Here is a 17378-nt window from a genome sequence, read left to right on the forward strand (position 1 = left end):
AAGCGGGGTTGATGTAAAAGGGGCTGGCTGGTGTTAATACTCATCGTAGTATTTCGGGGAGAGATAAATCTCACTCTTCCAGGGAGACTCGGTTGTTGTCTGCAGTGTGTATTTTCGATCGGGGGGTAACAAATCCAGGGCCCGGTGGAAGGCGTTCATCACGCATGCTTCAGACCGAAAGATTTGATTCAATTCCTGTTCTGCTTTGAGATACGGGTCCTCTTGATCGTCGTCATCTTCATCATCGAGGTCACTTTCATAGCAGATGGTGTCTGTGAGTGTATCGATCAGGTGAGACGCTTCTGAATGTTCATGGACAATCACCAGTCGATCAAGAGTCTCTTCCCACTCCTTGCCCGACATGTTCGTGTTGTTGAGATAGTCTTTCCGAATCTGATCAGTAATGAAATTGTCAATCTGCTGCTTCCAGGGGCGTTTGGCCAGTTCAATCTCTTCTTCGCTCGGTTCAGGTTCACCGTTCCTGGCAGAGATGCGAATGACTTCCTCGGTGGTCACGCCTCCCCGTTCCATTCGCCAGTCCATTTCCCTGGCCCAGAAGGATTCAAAATTGTCTTCGAATTTCTGGCCTGTGAGATCGACAGTCGTCTCTCCCTGCAATTCTTCTAAGAGACGTGCATGCATCTCTCGGACCTGCTCTGGTTCTGAGAGGTCCAGATGATCTAATCGAATCAGCTTTGAAAACTGGGGGTGATCCAGACCTTTATCCTCAGCATTCGAGACCGTGATGTGAGTGCCGTCGGATAAATCAGCAACCAAATCCAGACATAGGCGATCCATCTGTTTGATTTCATATAATGCCGCAAGCGAAGAAGACTGGCTGTTTCTGAAACCCTGGATCTCAATCTGCAAGGGGGCATACGCTTCAAACAGCCCATCCGGTTCATAGCCCAGCTCTATCAGCGTCTCGGTAATCAAATCTGCCTTGTCACCGTCAGACCAGTCAGCCTCCTGTAGCGGTTCCAGATCGATCTGTAACGGCGGTGCCATGCCGCCCATTTGAGCCATCGCACTTGCGAATCCTTCCGCAAATCGAGCAGCGAAGCTGCGAAAATTCCACTTCAGCCAGAACCAGACCAGCAGGATCAGCAGCACAAACCCTAATACAACCCCCAACGCCACATACACGATCATCATCATGGGATTTCCGATCTGACGGGGAGCACTGTGAACAGTTCCCCTACCGGCTGCGAATAATGAACTATATCAGCTGTGCCTGTCGAATACGGATCTGTTCACCAAGTTAGCAAACCGGAATTCGGGTGCAAGTAAATTTCGATTTCCGTCTCTCGTTTTCCTTGAGTTAAATCATTTCTCCATCAACCGGTTCGGCTTCTTCCACAGAATCTTCGAAACGTAAACACTGTTGTCAGCGCCGTACTTGTTGTCGATGGGCATGACATAATCGGGACCGAAGCGTTGCATCCATTCGGTGACAATCACCCAGGTCTCATTTTCATTCACATCGACTACGCCAAAATTACCCAGGCGGGCCCCCCGCTCGGGAACCAGGATACACTCCGAGTCACGAATGACGGCCATCTTCTCCGGATTAACGCGTCCAATGAATAGCGGAGCCCGATGACGTATCACATGGTCGTTGTTCGCGCCGCGCCTTGTGTAGACCAGGTACAGACCACCAGAGTGCGTCACCCAGTGCGCCTGCGTGTTATAACTGCCCAGGTCAGTACCATCTTCAAACGTCCATTTCCGCGGCGGTTCGAAATGCAGTCCATCCTTGCTGCGGGTGACATAAGCGGCGTCATCATTGCGAAGCGTCAGGTAAAACCAGTCTCCAAATTTCGTGATCGAAGGTTCTGCATAGCCCCGTTTGACATCAATCGAGAGCTCGTTTCCATGTTCAATGTATTTCAGTGTCTTACCATCAAAGCGACAGCGGAGCACCATCACGTCCGAACGCTTCTTCTCTGGTCGTCGATAATAGACCGGCAGCAGGATATCGCCATTGGGGAGATCATATCGCTGAACCGAACCGGCACCGCTGCTGGCAAACTCAGGGCCCTCCGGAAGTTTGAGGGACTGCCAGTCCGACCAGACATTTTTGACAGGATCATAAGTCGCATATGAAGACACGCGGATATTTTTCTTGTGATCAATGCGGTTATTGTAATAACGGACCGTGTGACCGATGCCCAGCAGTGTCTTTGATTTTGCATGCCACTGTGGCCAGAAGTCGGAGACGACGACCTCGCCTCCATCGGCCAGATTGTGTCGCCCCAGGTTCTTCTGTTCGAACGGCCCCTGCCAGGTTTGACCCAGATTATCGGTTCGCATGGAATTCAACGCGTAGAAGACATCGCTTCCGGTCAGCAGCAGCTTCTGCATCGTCATGACAACGATCGGAAGTTTATGCGGGTTCCCCGGTGCGTCAACGGGAATCGCACCGGCCCGCGCATGCACCCAGCAGGTCTTTCCGTCATACCCTTTGGTGGCTCTGCTCAGTTGAATCTGAAAGTCCGGCGAATCCTGCTCGGGAAGTTTCGGATCTCCCGCCTGAACCGACGAGACAGAGCAGCAGAGCATCAGCAGCCAGAGAGCAGGGGAGAAGATTCGCATGGTGTTATCCTGGTTTGAAAGAGTGTGGCAGAACCTGATCGTCAGTGATGGTCGTTTCATGATAACCGGCGGGGTCTCAGACAGCAAACTTCAGATTCTGCAGACTTTACTTGCGGTCTGCCTCAGACGGTTTACAATGAACGACTGATTTCTTGCCCGTCGATTCAACTGAATCGATTCCGTCTCTCCGACATTCATACCCGAAGAAAGCATCCTGATGTCTCGAACTCTGCTGGTCTGTCTGACACTGTTGTTATGTCCGTCTGCGATTCTCTCCGCCGCTGATCTGCCCCAGTTTCAAGCCAGCGACTGGCCCTGGTGGCGTGGCCTGCACCGCAATGGCGTTGCCAGCGCCAGCCAGAATCCACCGGTGAAATGGAGCGCCACGGAAAACGTAATCTGGAAATCAGCCGTCCCCGGCAGAGGCTATGGTTCACCTACCGTCTATAACAATCAGGTCTTCCTCGCCTCGGCTGATACCGAACAGGAAACGCAATTCGTCCTCTGCTATGATCGCCAGACTGGCAAAAAACTCTGGAAGATGGACGTCTTCAAAGGGGGCCTCAGTACCAAGGGAAATAAGAAATCAACACATGCCTCCTCGACCGTCGCCTGTGACGGCGAGCGGGTCTTCATTAACTTCATCAACAACGGCGCCGCTTACACCACGGCGCTCTCCTTGGATGGCAAACAGCTCTGGCAGACGAAGATCACCGATTACATCATTCACCAGGGCTACGGTTCCTCTCCCGCGATTTACGGACCGCTGGTAATTGTCTCTGCCGACAACAAAGGTGGCGGTGCGATCGCCGGCCTGAACCGTACCGATGGTAAAATCGTCTGGAAAAATGAACGCCCCAAAACACCGAACTACCCTTCGCCGATCATCCTGAATGTCGCCGGTAAAGAGCAACTGCTGATGACCGGCTGCAACCTCGTCACCGGCATGAATCCATTGACCGGGAAGATCCTCTGGGAAATCGACGGGGCGACCACCGAATGTGTCACCTCAACTGTTTCCAATGGCGAACTCATTCTCACCAGCGGCGGTTATCCCAAAAATCACATGTCCGCCGTCAAAGCCGATGGCTCCGGCGAAGTCGTCTGGGAAAACAGCACTCGTGTCTACGTTCCCTCCATGCTTGTGAAAGACGATTATATCTATTCCGTAACCGACAACGGCGTCGCGATCTGCTGGGATATCAAAACCGGCAAAGAACGCTGGAAAGGCCGTCTGGGCGGAACATTCAGTTCCTCACCCGTCATGGTCGGCACGCGAATCTATGTAACCAACGAAGCCGGTGAGACCTATATCTTCCGGGCCAACCCCGATAAGTTCGTCATGATCTCCGAAAATAAACTCGGCACCGAAGTCTTCGCGACTCCCACCATCGTCGACAGTCGCATTTTTATGCGGGTGACTGAAGAAGTTGATGGCAAACGACAGGAAATGCTCTACTGCCTCGGCAGTAAGTAAGCAACTCACGATCCCCGTCACCGGTGCTGAGTGACGGTGAAGTCGTGTTATGTTAGTCGGCTGTCTCCTCGTAAAACCAGGCCAGTGGAATCGAACGGAAGCGGGACGAAATCTTGTGCTCGGGATCGCTGACGTAATAACCCATGATCGCCCGTCCCTGGTAAAAGATCAGGCTGATGTACGAGTAACCGTGGTCAGTTTCTGTCTCCAGATTCCGTTTGATTTTCCAGGAATGCCCCTCATTATCGCTGATGGCAAAGGTCAGCGGCGATCGTGTTCCTCCATGACTCTTGGCCTTTGGATCGTAGTTGTCGTTCCAGATCAGCATTAAATCACCTGTGGAAGGTACCCGTCGCAGCGTCGCCGGTGCTTCGGGAGCACGAACGCCCCAGGAAGCAGGTGTGCTCCAGGTGTTACCACCGTCACCAGATACGCTCGAACCAATATGCCCGAATTGCGTGCGGAAGATCATCAGCACTCTGCCGTCCTTCAGCTCAAACACTTCCGGTTCCATCGCTCCGCGTCGGGCGTAATCAACTTTCCCTTTCGACTGTCGCCAGGTTTTACCCTGGTCATCTGAGATGAAACATGTGCAGACGAAATGGTTCTCCTTGTGAACGTCGGCTGTCGAAGCCACGGGGGCCAGCCAGCGCCCAGTGGAGAGAATCGTAATCCGGTCATTGTTCATCACGTGATATCCCGGCGGAGTCGTAATCTCGGTCGGCGGTCCGAACGTCTTTCCGTTGTCGTTGGAAATCTTGAGGTACGCCTTCAGGTCCGACAGCGTATTCTTTTTCAGGTAGAACAGACCAATCGGTCGTTGTTCATGCTCGGGGCCAGCCAGGTAACGCAGCGTGGCCGACATGACATTCTTCTTCCCCGTATTTTCCTGCAGGACGCGTGGTTTGCTCCAGGTGCGTCCCCCGTCAGTCGACTTTTTCGCAATGATCCGGGCCGTCGCGAAATCGGAACCGCTGCCGATAAACTGTGTCGTCGCGAAGAGCAACGAACCATCGTTTAAAGGCAGGATCGAACCTTCGCTGTAGCGGGGATACTCTTTCGAAGCTTCATACACATCAGTGACGATAATCTCGTCCTTCGGTGGCTCAGCTTTTGCCAGCACGATCAGTGCCTGGGCTGCCCGCACGCGTGCATCCAGTGTCTCGTCATCCAGCTGTTTAATCAGCTTGTCTTTGAGGTTACTGGCACCCGCTTCGCCCGCGAAGATGGCCGAGTACGTCTTCACCGCGGCATCCTCACTGGAGAGGTTCCGCTTGACCGCTGCCAGCCCTTCGGCATCACCCAGCATTGCCAGGGCACATTCAAAATAGCAGCGGGTAAACGCATCGTCGGTCCGCTTAAGATTGGCTTTGAGAGCCGGGATATCCTGCTTGTCTCCCACCCGGGCAATGATCCAGGCAGCGATACTCGCCAGTTTGACATCGGGATCTTCCAGATATTTGCGAACGACCTTATACCCCTCGGGATTTCCCCAGCGACAGAGCAGGGCGGCGGCCATCATCGCTTTCTTCGGATCCTCGGATTTCATGGCCTCTCGAATCAGCGTCCCGTCACCCAGTTCGTTGACTTTGTAAAGCGACTCGCAGGCATGCACGTGTCCATAAGGATTCTTACCTGCCAGGATCTGAAACATGATGGCCGCTTTCGAACGGTCTCCCGCCCGCACCAGTTCCCGGGCCAGACCACAGCGGTGCTGGTCGTCTTTGTCGGTCTTCAGTTTCGGCTCCACAATCTTGCGGACTTCCGCTCCCTTGCCGGCGAGAGTCAGCGCCTCGGCAGCGTGCATCGACGGCCAGAACTCATCGCTCTGAATCGCCTCGCGCAGTACGGCCAGACATTTCTTTTCCGTTTCCGGACTGAGCTTGATTTTCGGTTGCGGAGAGCCGGCATCCGCCAGCGCGAGGGAACTGAGAGTGAAAACAAGCGTCAACAGCAGGAGGGTACGTTTTATCATGGTGTGATTTCTAATTCGAGGAGAGAGATAACGTGCGCTTACTGTAAGTAGGAGTCTCTGATGAACAGACTATCCAAGGTGTTTCAGTTTACTGATCCGGCCCGTGGCCACCCATTCTGCAACGAAGATGTTGCCTTCCTGGTCAAAACAGGCATCATGCGGATGCACGAAGCGACCTGCCTGCCATTTTTCGGGAGTCTCCCGCATCCGTGGCTTGGCACTCTTCATCGCTTTGGCCCAGTCCGGATCCTGTCCCAGGTGTGTGATCACCTTGTTCTTACCGTCCAGCAATGTAATGCGCGACGCCAGGTCAGGAACCAGCAGCAGATCTTTATAAGTATCGAGATTCGCAGGCAGAATGAAGCCGGTCATCGTTTCCAGGTGCTTGCCATCCAGCGTGAACCATTGCAGACGAGCATTCGCCCGATCCGCAACGACCACGGAAGCCTCGCGGCCCGGCCGATTGTCGATCCACAGACCGTGGGGCAGATTGAACTTTCCGTCCTCTTTCCCCTGTCCCCCAAATGCGGACAGCCATTTATCGTCTTTACTGAAGCGATGAATCTGGTACGCCCCGTAACCGTCGGCCAGGAAGAAGCCCCCGTCCGGATGGAAGGCAAAGTTGGTCGGCAGGAATCGGTCCCGGCCCCAGACCTTCTCAGGACGCGTTGCTTCCCCGGAAGCATAGAAGCCCGACACCATCGGTGCGTATTTCTGCCAGACCGTTTCCCCCTTGAGATCGAGCTTGGCAAAAGTTTTCAGATGTTGATACCCGGTCACGTACAGAAACTGTTCCTTCCCCTCCTGACGGACTTCCAGTCCATGCCCGCCCCCCTGGAACTGGTTGCCGAACGCACGCACAAATTTCCCTTTGGGGTCAAACACGAAGATGGAAGGATGATCTTTCTGGTCCGCCCGTCCTTCATGGATCACGTAAACGAAGCCGTCCTTATCGATGGCCACGTTATGTGTGGTCTGCCAGGTGAATTTCGAAGGGAGCCTGGCCCAGTCGTGGGTCACCTCATATTGGTAATCGCCCGTACCAAGTACGATCCGCGAATCCGTTTTGGAATCGGCGTGAATCGCTGGGGCTCCGAACAAAGCAGCCGTTGTTCCGGCTGCGGTGGTTTTAAGAAAGTCGCGACGCGTCTGATTTGAAGCTGACATTTACTGGTTCCCGTGCTGCTCTGGAAAGAAAGGAATTCGGCAATGGGGTTTATTAAATGTACCCGGTGGTAGAACCCAGATCAATTCGGAACCCGTCGGTTCCCGCATTTCTTGTGAAGGCTTCCTGACACTCTGAATCTCTGGTTGAGTCTGCTTCCACGGCTCCTTACAATAAATCCTGAATCTGATCGATTTATCTCCTTTAATAGAAGACCTGCCTCCATGGTCCATCCGCGCTCCCTTCGTTATCTCACCGTCTGTCTGTCGCTGCTGGCACTCTTGTTTACTGCCGGCGCAGTCGAGGCCGCCAAACGACCGAACATCATTCTGATCATGTGCGACGACATGGGCTTTTCGGATATCGGCTGTTACGGAGGCGAAGTCGATACGCCTCATCTGAACCAGCTCGCCCGGGAAGGCATGCGGTTCACCCAGTTCTACAACAACGCCAAATGCACCACGACCCGTGCCTCGATTCTGACCGGCCTGTATCCCCGCTTCGGTAAAGGGGGACATCTCAGACAGAACATGGTCACGCTGGGGGAAGCGATGAAAGTCGCCGGCTACCAGACCGGCTTGAGCGGCAAATGGCATCTGATGAAGACCAAAGGTTACGCCAAGAGCAAAGTCCCGGGAGGCTGGCTCGACCGCTACGACAAAACGACGCATCCCTATTTCCGTGGCTTCGATTCGTATTATGGCGTGCTCGACGGCTGCTGCAACTTTTTCGACCCGACCATCCCCGATCCCCCGTATAAAAAAGCAGGGATTCGCAGTTTCGGTCAGGACGACAAAGCAGTCACCGAGTTCAAAGACGGCTATTACACCACCGATGCCTTCACCGACCACACCCTGGGGATGATCCGCAGCTACAGCCAGAATGAGCAGCCCTTCTTTATTCACCTCTGTTACACCGCGCCCCACTATCCGCTGCACGCCAAGCCCGCAGACATCCGGAAGTACGTCGGAAAATTCAAAATGGGCTGGAACCAGCTGCGTAAGAACCGCTGGGAGCGTCTGCAGGAACTCGGCATCGCCGGCGAGAACTGGTCGCTCTCCGAGGGTGACAGTCGCAGCTATGACTGGGAGACTGCGAACCACGATTTCGAAGATCTGCGGATGGCCGTCTATGCCGCGATGATCGACTGCATGGATCAGAACATCGGCCGCATCAAAGCGACACTGAAAGAAACCGGACAGCTCGACAATACACTGATCGTGTTTCTTTCCGATAACGGCGGCTGCAGCGAAGAACCGGGAGGACGCGATCCCAACGTCCGCCGCCCCGGCCCGAAAGACGATTACGTCGCCGTCGGTCCCGCCTGGGGCTGGGCTCAGAATTCTCCCTTCCGCAGATACAAGTCCTGGGTTCACGAAGGGGGCATCTCCACTCCCTGTATCGCCTGGTGGCCCGGCAAGGTTCCCGCCAACAGCATCAATCGCAGTCCCGCGCACATCATCGATCTTCTGCCCACCTTTCTGGAAATCGCGCAGACCGAGTACCCCGAGTCTTACCAGGGACACGAACTGCTCCCCCTGGAAGGCACCAGCATGCTCAGCCTGCTCGCAGGGGAGCAGAAAACACTGCACGATTCGCTGGCCTGGTACTGGTCCGGCAACCGGGCACTCAGACAGGGACCCTGGAAGCTGGTTTGGGACAAAGGCGTCAAGCAATGGGAGCTCTACGACATCAGTGCCGACCGCTGCGAAACCAACAACCTCGCGGATCAGCACCCCGAGCGCGTCCAGCAGATGGCGCAAGACTGGTTCACCTGGGCCAACAAAGTGGAGTTGAACATCAAGGCAAAATAGTTGAGCTGGCAATCCGGAATGAAAGGAGATCATATTGCAATCACTCTCCTGGGCGGAATGGCGCTAGCCACCGGTAATTGAGTAAGACTTCGAAGGTGCGAACAGGAACAGCACCCATTCCACGCCCCACCGGCTGGTCCCGGATAAAATCCGGGATTGCCGCAGGCAACAGGAGGTCTCAGGGCAAACAGACAATCCACATTCAACTTTCCAACTCCTTTCATCAATCACCACCTCCACTGGGTAACCCCGAATGCAATTCGGGGCGAGCAACGCGAGCAGGAAACAGACAGAGCAACAATCCGAACTGCCTCAGAAAACTCGTAACCCCACACTGAACTTCCCCCATCAACAACTGAATAAACTCACCTTGATCGGCTCCTGCTTCCCCGTATCCTGTTCCCAATCTGGCTCGCGCGCGCGAGACGGGAAAGCGACACCAGGAAACAAAACGCACCAGTGCCTCACATCCACCTGAAAAACCATCGGTTTTCACCCCCTGTTCACGGAAACATCCCGCACATATTGCATCAATCCACTTTAGACACAGGGCACAGCAGGACAGAAACCGGCCAGACCAGGACAAATTCCCGGACACAGCAGGACAAAATCCGGCCACATTGGGACAAAATTCTGTCTTGACTCCCCGACGCCGTTCAGCAAAATCAAAACCATCAATCATAACCGCAGGCACCAAATCCATAACGAACTCCTCGACTGTCTGGAGATAAAAAGAGTTGTAGGGGAGGACCCATGTGTCCTCCCGCCAGTTCAAACGCCAGCCATGAAAACAGACAGTGCCCCGGTTCAATTACAGAGCTGACTACAGCATCGATCAGCGACCGTCCAAAATCCAGAAAATCATACAGATCGGCACACCCAGAGCCACGGCAAGAATAACCAGCGCATATCCACCACCAGTAAAAGAAAATCACCGGGTAGCCTCGAATGAAATTCGAGGTTGTCAAAGACAACAAGAGGTCTCAGAGCAAGCGTGCGCTGGACGAGCGACAAACCTCACCTGTTAAACTCAAGTCCATTTAACTACGATCACAACCTCAAGGCAGATCATCATACGTCAGCGTCGCCAACCCGATCTGCTGCGCATGTGCCAGAATCGCCTCCAGCACCCGCGGCTGTAGATGATGTCCCGGCCCCTTGTCACTGATGTTGTGCGCATAAAAGACCACAATCTCGCCCCGCTGCTGCGCATGATCCAGGGCGTCTTTGATCTCCACCAGGTAATCGGGCCGCTTCTCCGTCCCCGCGTAATCGATGCCCGTACCGATCAGACATCCGCGGTCGGCAATCTGATCAACCGGCACATATATCGCTTTCAGATTCCGCATCCGCTGACCTGCCGGTAACCCGGTCCCACCCCGCAGATGACGGAACGTTTTCAGCAGAGCCTGGTCAATCTCGGCATTCCGCGAACTGCTGGGATAAGCAAAGCAGGTCGGCGGAAATCCGGCGTCGGTCATCCGTTTCACCGCCGGATCAATTTCATCCTTGAGATAACGCTCCATGCCATGTGCACGCACATAGTCGACCGCCTTGCGATGCCTGGCCCCGTGACAGCCAATCGTATGTCCGGCCGCTTTGAGCTGTTTCAACGCATCAATCTGCTGCGTTGTCAATGTCTGAAAGTGATCAACAAAGAAGGTCACCTGCGCATTGTACTTCTGGAACAGCGGAATCTGTTTGACCCACTGATTCATATTCCGGTCGTCAAACGTGAGGACCACTCCTGCCTTTGCAGGTTCTTTGGCAGCCACTTTTCGAACGAACACTTTGGGAGTCACTTTAATTATGCCCAGATCATTATCCCCCGGCTTAATCTGGAGCTTGATCCGACCCTTCTGCCACTCCTGCCGCGCAGCCAGATGGCCAGCCTGCTCGTGCCAGACGCGAAACTCCCATTCCCCGACAGGCAGATTCTTGATCTGGAATGCCCCCGTTTCATCGGAGATAGACACGTATGGATGGTCTAGAACCAGCAGGTAACCGGTTTCAAAGGGGTGAATATCACATTTGATTTGGATGGGAAGTAGTTCCGGGTATTCAAACGGAATGGTTTCTTTACGCCCCGGACCAATGGCAGCTATATCCGGACGCTGATTTTTGAGTGGAAATAATTGAGTTACGTGCACGCGGGGCGATTGATTGGATAGTACCAGCTTCTGATGTGGTTGCCACAGGGCGGCAGCATGCGGTTCGAAACGCTGGTTTCGATGTTCAATCACCACCAGGTTCGGCAGTTTTCGAAAGTCAGGGTGAATCCGTTCCGGTTTGAAATTTCGTGCTTTGAGATACACAAAGATATTCTTGATGCCACCCTGCGGTCCAACGACCAGTGACGGAGCCTCGGGGAACGGAGTCTTTTGTTGTTTCACAGACGGGCCGGTATAGACAAACTTACCTGATAGACTTCCCCACTCGGCTGCCTGCACTGACTGACTCTGTTGAGCAACCAGCCCCAGGATCAGCAGGCACCAGACGGAATCTCGGAGAGCACGCAGCATGGTTCGGAACTTTCTTTGAGGGAACATGACTTCCCGGAGGACAACAACTAGCATTCCGCTTCCATGTTAACGGATCGATACACTGCTGGGAAACAGAATTCTGATTTGCATCGGCGGTCTCACAGGTTACACTGGCGGATAGCAACATTTCTATTAATCCGTCGAATGAATCTTAATCGCGTACGAGCTCAACGCATGCAGGATATCACACACATCTTACAGGCCCTGGAAGCAGGAGACCTGGCAGCCACCGATCAATTGCTGCCTGTCGTCTATGCCGAACTCCAGCGACTGGCGCGACAGAAGCTCGCGCACGAAGCACCCGGACAGACCCTGACCGCAACCGCGCTGGTCCATGAAGCCTACCTGCGTCTGGTCGGACAGTCCGCAGAACAGGAGTGGGATCACCGGGGCCATTTCTTCGCAGCGGCAGCCGAGTCGATGCGGCGGATATTAATCGAAAATGCACGACGCAAAAAACGACTCAAGCACGGCGGTGACCACGAGCGTGTCGATCTCCCCGAAATCTCAGCTCCGGCCCTTGAACAACCCGATGATCTGCTGTCCCTCGATGAAGCGCTGACGCTCTTCGCCGAAGAGGACCCGCAGAAAGCAGAGCTCGTGAAGCTCCGCTATTTCGCCGGTCTCAGCGAACAGGAAGCGGCGGATGTGCTGGGCATCTCCCGGGCGACCGCGGCCAGGCACTGGGCTTATTCGCGTGCCTGGCTCTATCACCAGATGCGGGGCGATACCGATCAACTCGTTTAATTACAGCAGCTTAGGGCGATCTAATTCGGCCCGCTTGCATTAAATCTGATGAAAATCGCGTTTTATTGACCGTGAGGATGAGGCGCCGGGCACCATGCTGTCGCATGTAATGATAGAAGGGGACTGGCGTGGTTCCCGGGACGTAAGGTTTAACAGAAAACAGTCTCATGTCTGATCCTGCTGCTGACAATCCGGAACCCACGCGCGAGAATGTGAACCCGCAGTCGGTTGAGGGCCTCTTCCTGGCGGCACTCGAAAAGAAGACCCCGGCAGAACGTGCCCAGTTTCTGGATGAAACCTGCGGTGCAGATCTCGAACAGCGTCGTCGTGTGGAAGCATTGCTCCTGGCCTACGACGACGCGGGCAGCTTCCTGGAAAAGTCCCCCGTCGGTTCCGGCACAGCAGAGCCGCTGTCACTCGATTTTCTTGCCCCTTCCGACGACCCGAACCTGTTAGGGACCCTGGGAGACTACCAGGTTCAGGAAGTCATCGGGCAGGGGGGGATGGGCATCGTCTTTCGGGCCCTGGATCCCAAGCTCAATCGGATCGTCGCCATCAAGGTGATGTCCCCCCTCCTGGCCGTTAATCCCAATGCCCGCAAACGCTTCCTGCGGGAAGCGCAGGCCGCCGCTGCAGTGAGCCACCCGCACATCGTCACCATTCATGCCGTCGACGAAGCGACGCTCCCCTACCTTGTGATGGAATACGTCGTGGGGCAGTCGCTCCAGGAAAAACTGGACAAAGTCGGCTCACTCAAAGTCACCGAAATACTCCGCATTGGCAATCAGATCGCCGAGGGGCTCGCCGCCGCTCACAAACAGGGATTGATTCACCGCGATATCAAACCTGCCAATATCCTCCTGGAAAATGGTGTCGAACGGGTCAAGATTACTGATTTTGGTCTGGCCCGCGCCGTCGATGATGTGACGATCACGAGGACCGGCGAAGTCTCAGGCACTCCGCAGTACATGTCCCCCGAGCAGGCCTCGGGAGACCGCGTGGATCAACGTAGCGATCTCTTCAGCCTGGGCGCAGTCATGTATGCCATGTGTACCGGGAGATCTCCCTTCCGGGCCAGTAACCTGGCCGCCGTCGTCCGCCGTGTCTGTGATGACACACCGCGACCGATTCAGGAAGTCAACGAAGACATCCCCGAGTGGTTGATTGAAATCATCGATTGTCTGCTGGAAAAACAGCCCGAACATCGTATTCAGACCGCAGCCGAAATTGCCGAACTGCTGGGCACGCACCTCGCCCGCCTGCAGCATCCGGGATACACACCGGAGGCACGCCCGCCCCGCGCTGCACGACCCGCGCCACGACAAAAGATTGAAGTCCCGCAGGCACCACAACCCGTCGAAACGGTCGCGGACCTGGAACCTGAGCTCAGGCATAAGACTCCTGGCAACCTGGTCGGGGGGATGCTGCTGGCAGTCGGCGTCGGAATCTTCCTGGCCTTTTCGTTGATGAGAACCGGTTCGCAACTTGAGGAAGTCCATTTGCTGGACAAAGTCGTCAAAGTCTCCGGCACGCTGCTGGCGATCATGGTGTTCTCCACAATCATCTATCTGGTGCGGGGAACTGAAGGACGGCGACTCCCGGCGACGACCTGGTTTCTCTGTCTCGCCTCACTGAACCTGACGCTCTTTCTGTCATTCGTGCTCACCCTGATGGTCCGCATGAAGGTCCCCCTGCTGAACGTGGAGCCCGATATGTACCAGGTTTTGCTGGCTTCGCTGATCGCGCTGCTCGGCGTCAGCGGATTCGCCGTCTATCAACTCTGGCGTTTTTACCAGTCACTGGAGCCCGGCCAGTTCAATGCGATGCAGCAACGCGATGCCTGGCTGTTTACCATCATGGGGATCGGAATCTGGGTGCTGCTGGTGCTCTGGAACTGGGCCGAAGCGACGGGAATCATACCTGCGATGATGTCGATCTCCAAGGATTGGCAGATGGTTCCGGTAATTGTACTCGCTCTGCTGGGCGGACTCTGTCTCAGCGTCGGTTTCTGGCTCGATCAGAACCTCAAAAAACGACTGGGACTATCCGCGGAGGATGCGTTGGAAATCCCCGAAACGGTCATGGCCCCACAAGGAAAACGGGGATCGCAGTTCGACCGGATTGTCGTCGGCGTCGGTGCCGTCCTGCTGGTTCTGCCACTGTTGATCTGGCTCTTTGGTATCTCTACCGGACTGCATTTTACCTACAGTGTGTCGGAGATGGTCCTGGTCTCATCCCTGTTTTTTGTGCCCGTCGGGCTGCTGGTCATGATCTGTGGGGCACAGAATCTGGTCGAACCCGACTCACGTTCGGAAAAGGTGCTGGATGGATTGTTTCTGCTGGCCTGTCTGTTTGCCGGTCCGGTTGGAATTTTACTCTACATTGCCCGCTATCTGAAACGGCGCGATGCACGTGCGGTAGGAACACTCGAGCAACAACCTGCCCCCGAAGGTGACCCGTTTGTCCAGGAGCAGCGGCGCTCCAATAAGCGGGTCATCATCGGCGTGCTGGTCGGCATCTTCCTGCTGTTAAGCTCGATCCTGGTGGTACAGGTCTGGCGACACCTGAATCCGACCGAACAGGGCTTTATCTTGAACTGGGGACTGAATCTGGTCGTGGTCTCGGCGATGCTCATCGCTGCTTACTTTATTCGTCGCAAAGGGGCTGCTGCAGCGAAAAGGAATCCGTGGGTCTTCATGGAATGGGTGACGATCCTGGTGGCCTGCCTGATGTTACTCAGTCTCTTTATACCGACTCTGAGGAATCCGGCTAATGAGAAGGTGATTCTACAATACAGTGGGACAACTCCCATCAGCAATGTAGTTGTGGAAGCCGACCGCTACTATCAGGTTCAATCCTGGCCCTATGAACTGATCGTGGAACCGGGCGTGCAATATATTAAAGTCAGTTTCACCGCCTCGGGACAACTCGTCAAATTCACGAAAAAGATCGACAAACAGCCGGGAGAACCCTTACTGGTTGATCTGACAAGCCAGATTGTCGCGATGACGCGCAATTTACAAAAACCGACACCAGCAGAACTCCGCGGCCCGGGAGCCATTCTCATCAGCGGACAGGTACCGCCTTATCTCCGTGCCGGTATCTTTCCCATAGATTCATCCGAATGGGGAGATATGATGCCAGGCGGTATGGAAATGGGCGGTGGGGATATGAGTATGGGGATGTTTGGTGGAGGCAGTGCAGCCCGAAATGTCTACGGCTTTGCAGACCGCTTTTCCACGCTGGAACCAATGACTCACGAACTGCCCGCGGGTAAGTATCAGATTCGGGTCTCCAGTACATTAGCGGGTTGGGGCAGAAAAGTGACACAGCCCCGGAATGATCGTGATGTACTGGGAGGCGGACGTGGCTCGGAATCGATCGATAGCACACCGCAATATGATCTGAAAACGGTTGAAGTCAAGCCGGGAGAAATCGTCTCAGTAACGATCCAACTGGATTACAGTAAACTGGCTAAGAATCATCCGGACTGGTCCCGGGGTGGACTGTTCCGTTTTTACTGGTCGAACACAGGTCAGCACAACTTAAAGATCTACACACTCTCCCTGCCACAGGCACGCGTCGTTCAGAAACTGCTGGAAGCGTGTGCGGTTGGAAAGCCGGATGTACCTGAATCTATTTTATTCAATATTGCGACAGCGGATAGTACATCTGGTCCTGTGGAGTCACTCAAAGAGCTGTTCAACAATGGTCAGCATCCTGCCTGGAAGACGATGATCGTTCCCGGCAAAACAAATGAGACGTGGCGACTGGCACAGCAGATGATAGGTGGTTCTTTCTCACAGGGGGCGGGTATCGGCGGCTTTGTGAACCCATTCGGCGGAGGCACATTCGAAAACAATCGCACCCAGTCTCAGCAGCAGCAAGTCTTTCCCGGACAGGAATCAGGAACTCTGAACCCATTCAGTCAACAACCAGTACAGGCGACAAAACCTCATCCCGCGCGAACTCCGTATAAATCTGTCGTCATCTTCGGTAAAGACCCGGGCATGAGCATCGATCTGGCCCCACTCAAGGCCGATTCCGGCACGCGGATCATGAAACGCGTGCAACGCGGGGCGAGTACCTTCGAAGTGACGCCGGGTGAGTACGCTGTCACGGTCAGCACCCAACTCGTCGGCTGGGCCACCAATGGCCGATCCGCACGCTATGTTGACTCAGAATTGAATGTGATCGGTGATAAACCAGTCGAGAAAACGCTGCACTATAATTTCCAGAAACTGGCGGAGAATCACCCGATCTGGAAAGCAGACGAGCACTTCTACTTCCTCTGGCCGAATCCCCAACAGGGCGTCGGTATGGAATTCGACTTTTCAGCGCAGCAGGCAAAAGTGGTTCAGGAACTGTTGCAAGCATTCGCAGACGGCAAGCCCGATGTTCCGGAAACCAAGCTCCTTAAGATCTTCGGAAATGTCATCGAGTTGGATAAGTCGTCCAACAGCCAGTTAAAGTCACTGGAAGATATTTTCTCCGATATCAAGCAGCCTGACTGGAAACAACTGATCGTGCCGGGTCAGTCAGAGAAAACCAGGCGGCTCGTCGATCCCAAATTTCAGCAGCGACAACAGGCAAACTCACAAGCTACTGAAAAAAGCAGCGAGCCTGTGGGAGGGGGAGTAAAATGAAAGATCTACTCACAACCGTCTCATCAATCTTTGTGATTCTGTTCAGCCTGTCGGTGCTGTTTCTGGCGGAACCCACCGATACCAGAACTGCCCTTTCTACAGAGCAGCGAAACGATATATCAGATCGCCCTCCTGGAAAATCGTCTCTGCTCTTTACGCGAGTACAAGGGGCCAAAATTAAAAACGGCGTGTTGATCTTTATGACGCTCGAAGAGGCAGGCTTAGAAGACCATTACTTCCCCTTGCGAGGTAAATATGTGGTGCTCAGTCAGACACCGGACAAACAACTTCCGGTCAAATCCATCCAGTTCACGGAAGAAAGCGAGAACTGTCTGCGAATCAATATTTGTCCGTCGATTCAGATCAACCTGCTCGAAGAACTGACAGCCCTCTAGTCGGTTGTCGCCTGCTTGGAT

Annotated in this window: 10 protein-coding genes; 5 read left to right on the forward strand and 5 right to left on the reverse strand. The window is 54.4% G+C overall.

The window, feature by feature from the left end:
• Window positions 1-33: 33 nt before the first annotated feature.
• A complete protein-coding gene (locus tag RID21_RS06945; RefSeq protein WP_350187934.1) occupies window positions 34-1158 on the reverse strand; it encodes a hypothetical protein in 1125 nt (374 codons plus the stop codon).
• A 168-nt stretch (window positions 1159-1326) separates the two neighbouring features.
• Window positions 1327-2595, reverse strand: a complete 1269-nt coding sequence (locus RID21_RS06950; protein ID WP_350187935.1) for a sialidase family protein — start codon at window positions 2593-2595, stop codon at window positions 1327-1329.
• Between the two features lie 217 nt (window positions 2596-2812).
• Between RID21_RS06950 and RID21_RS06955 the strand changes: the two genes are divergently transcribed.
• Window positions 2813-4072, forward strand: a complete 1260-nt coding sequence (locus tag RID21_RS06955) for an outer membrane protein assembly factor BamB family protein (protein ID WP_350187936.1) — start codon at window positions 2813-2815, stop codon at window positions 4070-4072.
• 52 nt (window positions 4073-4124) lie between these two features.
• On the opposite strand, the gene RID21_RS06960 is transcribed toward RID21_RS06955, so the two are convergent.
• Window positions 4125-6047, reverse strand: a complete 1923-nt coding sequence (locus RID21_RS06960; protein ID WP_350187937.1) for an exo-alpha-sialidase — start codon at window positions 6045-6047, stop codon at window positions 4125-4127.
• A gap of 69 nt (window positions 6048-6116) precedes the next feature.
• A complete protein-coding gene (locus tag RID21_RS06965) occupies window positions 6117-7214 on the reverse strand; it encodes a twin-arginine translocation signal domain-containing protein (RefSeq protein WP_350187938.1) in 1098 nt (365 codons plus the stop codon).
• 222 nt (window positions 7215-7436) lie between these two features.
• Here RID21_RS06965 and RID21_RS06970 point away from each other — a divergent pair, with 222 nt between their 5' ends.
• Window positions 7437-9026, forward strand: coding sequence for an arylsulfatase (locus RID21_RS06970; protein ID WP_350187939.1), 1590 nt, complete (start codon window positions 7437-7439; stop codon window positions 9024-9026).
• Between the two features lie 1058 nt (window positions 9027-10084).
• Here the strand turns inward: RID21_RS06970 and RID21_RS06975 are convergent.
• Window positions 10085-11602 carry a polysaccharide deacetylase family protein gene (locus RID21_RS06975; protein WP_350187940.1) on the reverse strand — a complete coding sequence of 506 codons (1518 nt, stop codon included), beginning with the start codon at window positions 11600-11602 and terminating at the stop codon, window positions 10085-10087.
• A 141-nt stretch (window positions 11603-11743) separates the two neighbouring features.
• On the opposite strand from RID21_RS06975, the gene RID21_RS06980 reads away from it, so the two are divergent.
• From RID21_RS06980 to RID21_RS06990, 3 genes are all read left to right on the forward strand, one after another.
• Window positions 11744-12316: an ECF-type sigma factor gene (locus tag RID21_RS06980; RefSeq protein ID WP_350187941.1), complete on the forward strand. Its 573-nt coding sequence runs from the start codon at window positions 11744-11746 to the stop codon at window positions 12314-12316.
• Between the two features lie 167 nt (window positions 12317-12483).
• Window positions 12484-16962, forward strand: a complete 4479-nt coding sequence (locus RID21_RS06985) for a serine/threonine-protein kinase (protein ID WP_350187942.1) — start codon at window positions 12484-12486, stop codon at window positions 16960-16962.
• Window positions 16959-17357 (forward strand): hypothetical protein, encoded by a 399-nt coding sequence (locus RID21_RS06990; RefSeq protein ID WP_350187943.1) that lies wholly within the window; start codon window positions 16959-16961, stop codon window positions 17355-17357. The genes RID21_RS06985 and RID21_RS06990 overlap by 4 nt, the downstream gene beginning before the upstream one ends.
• Window positions 17358-17378: the final 21 nt, after the last annotated feature.

Origin of the sequence: Gimesia sp. (assembly GCF_040219335.1) — a bacterium.
In the GTDB taxonomy this organism is placed as follows: Bacteria; Planctomycetota; Planctomycetia; order Planctomycetales; family Planctomycetaceae; genus Gimesia.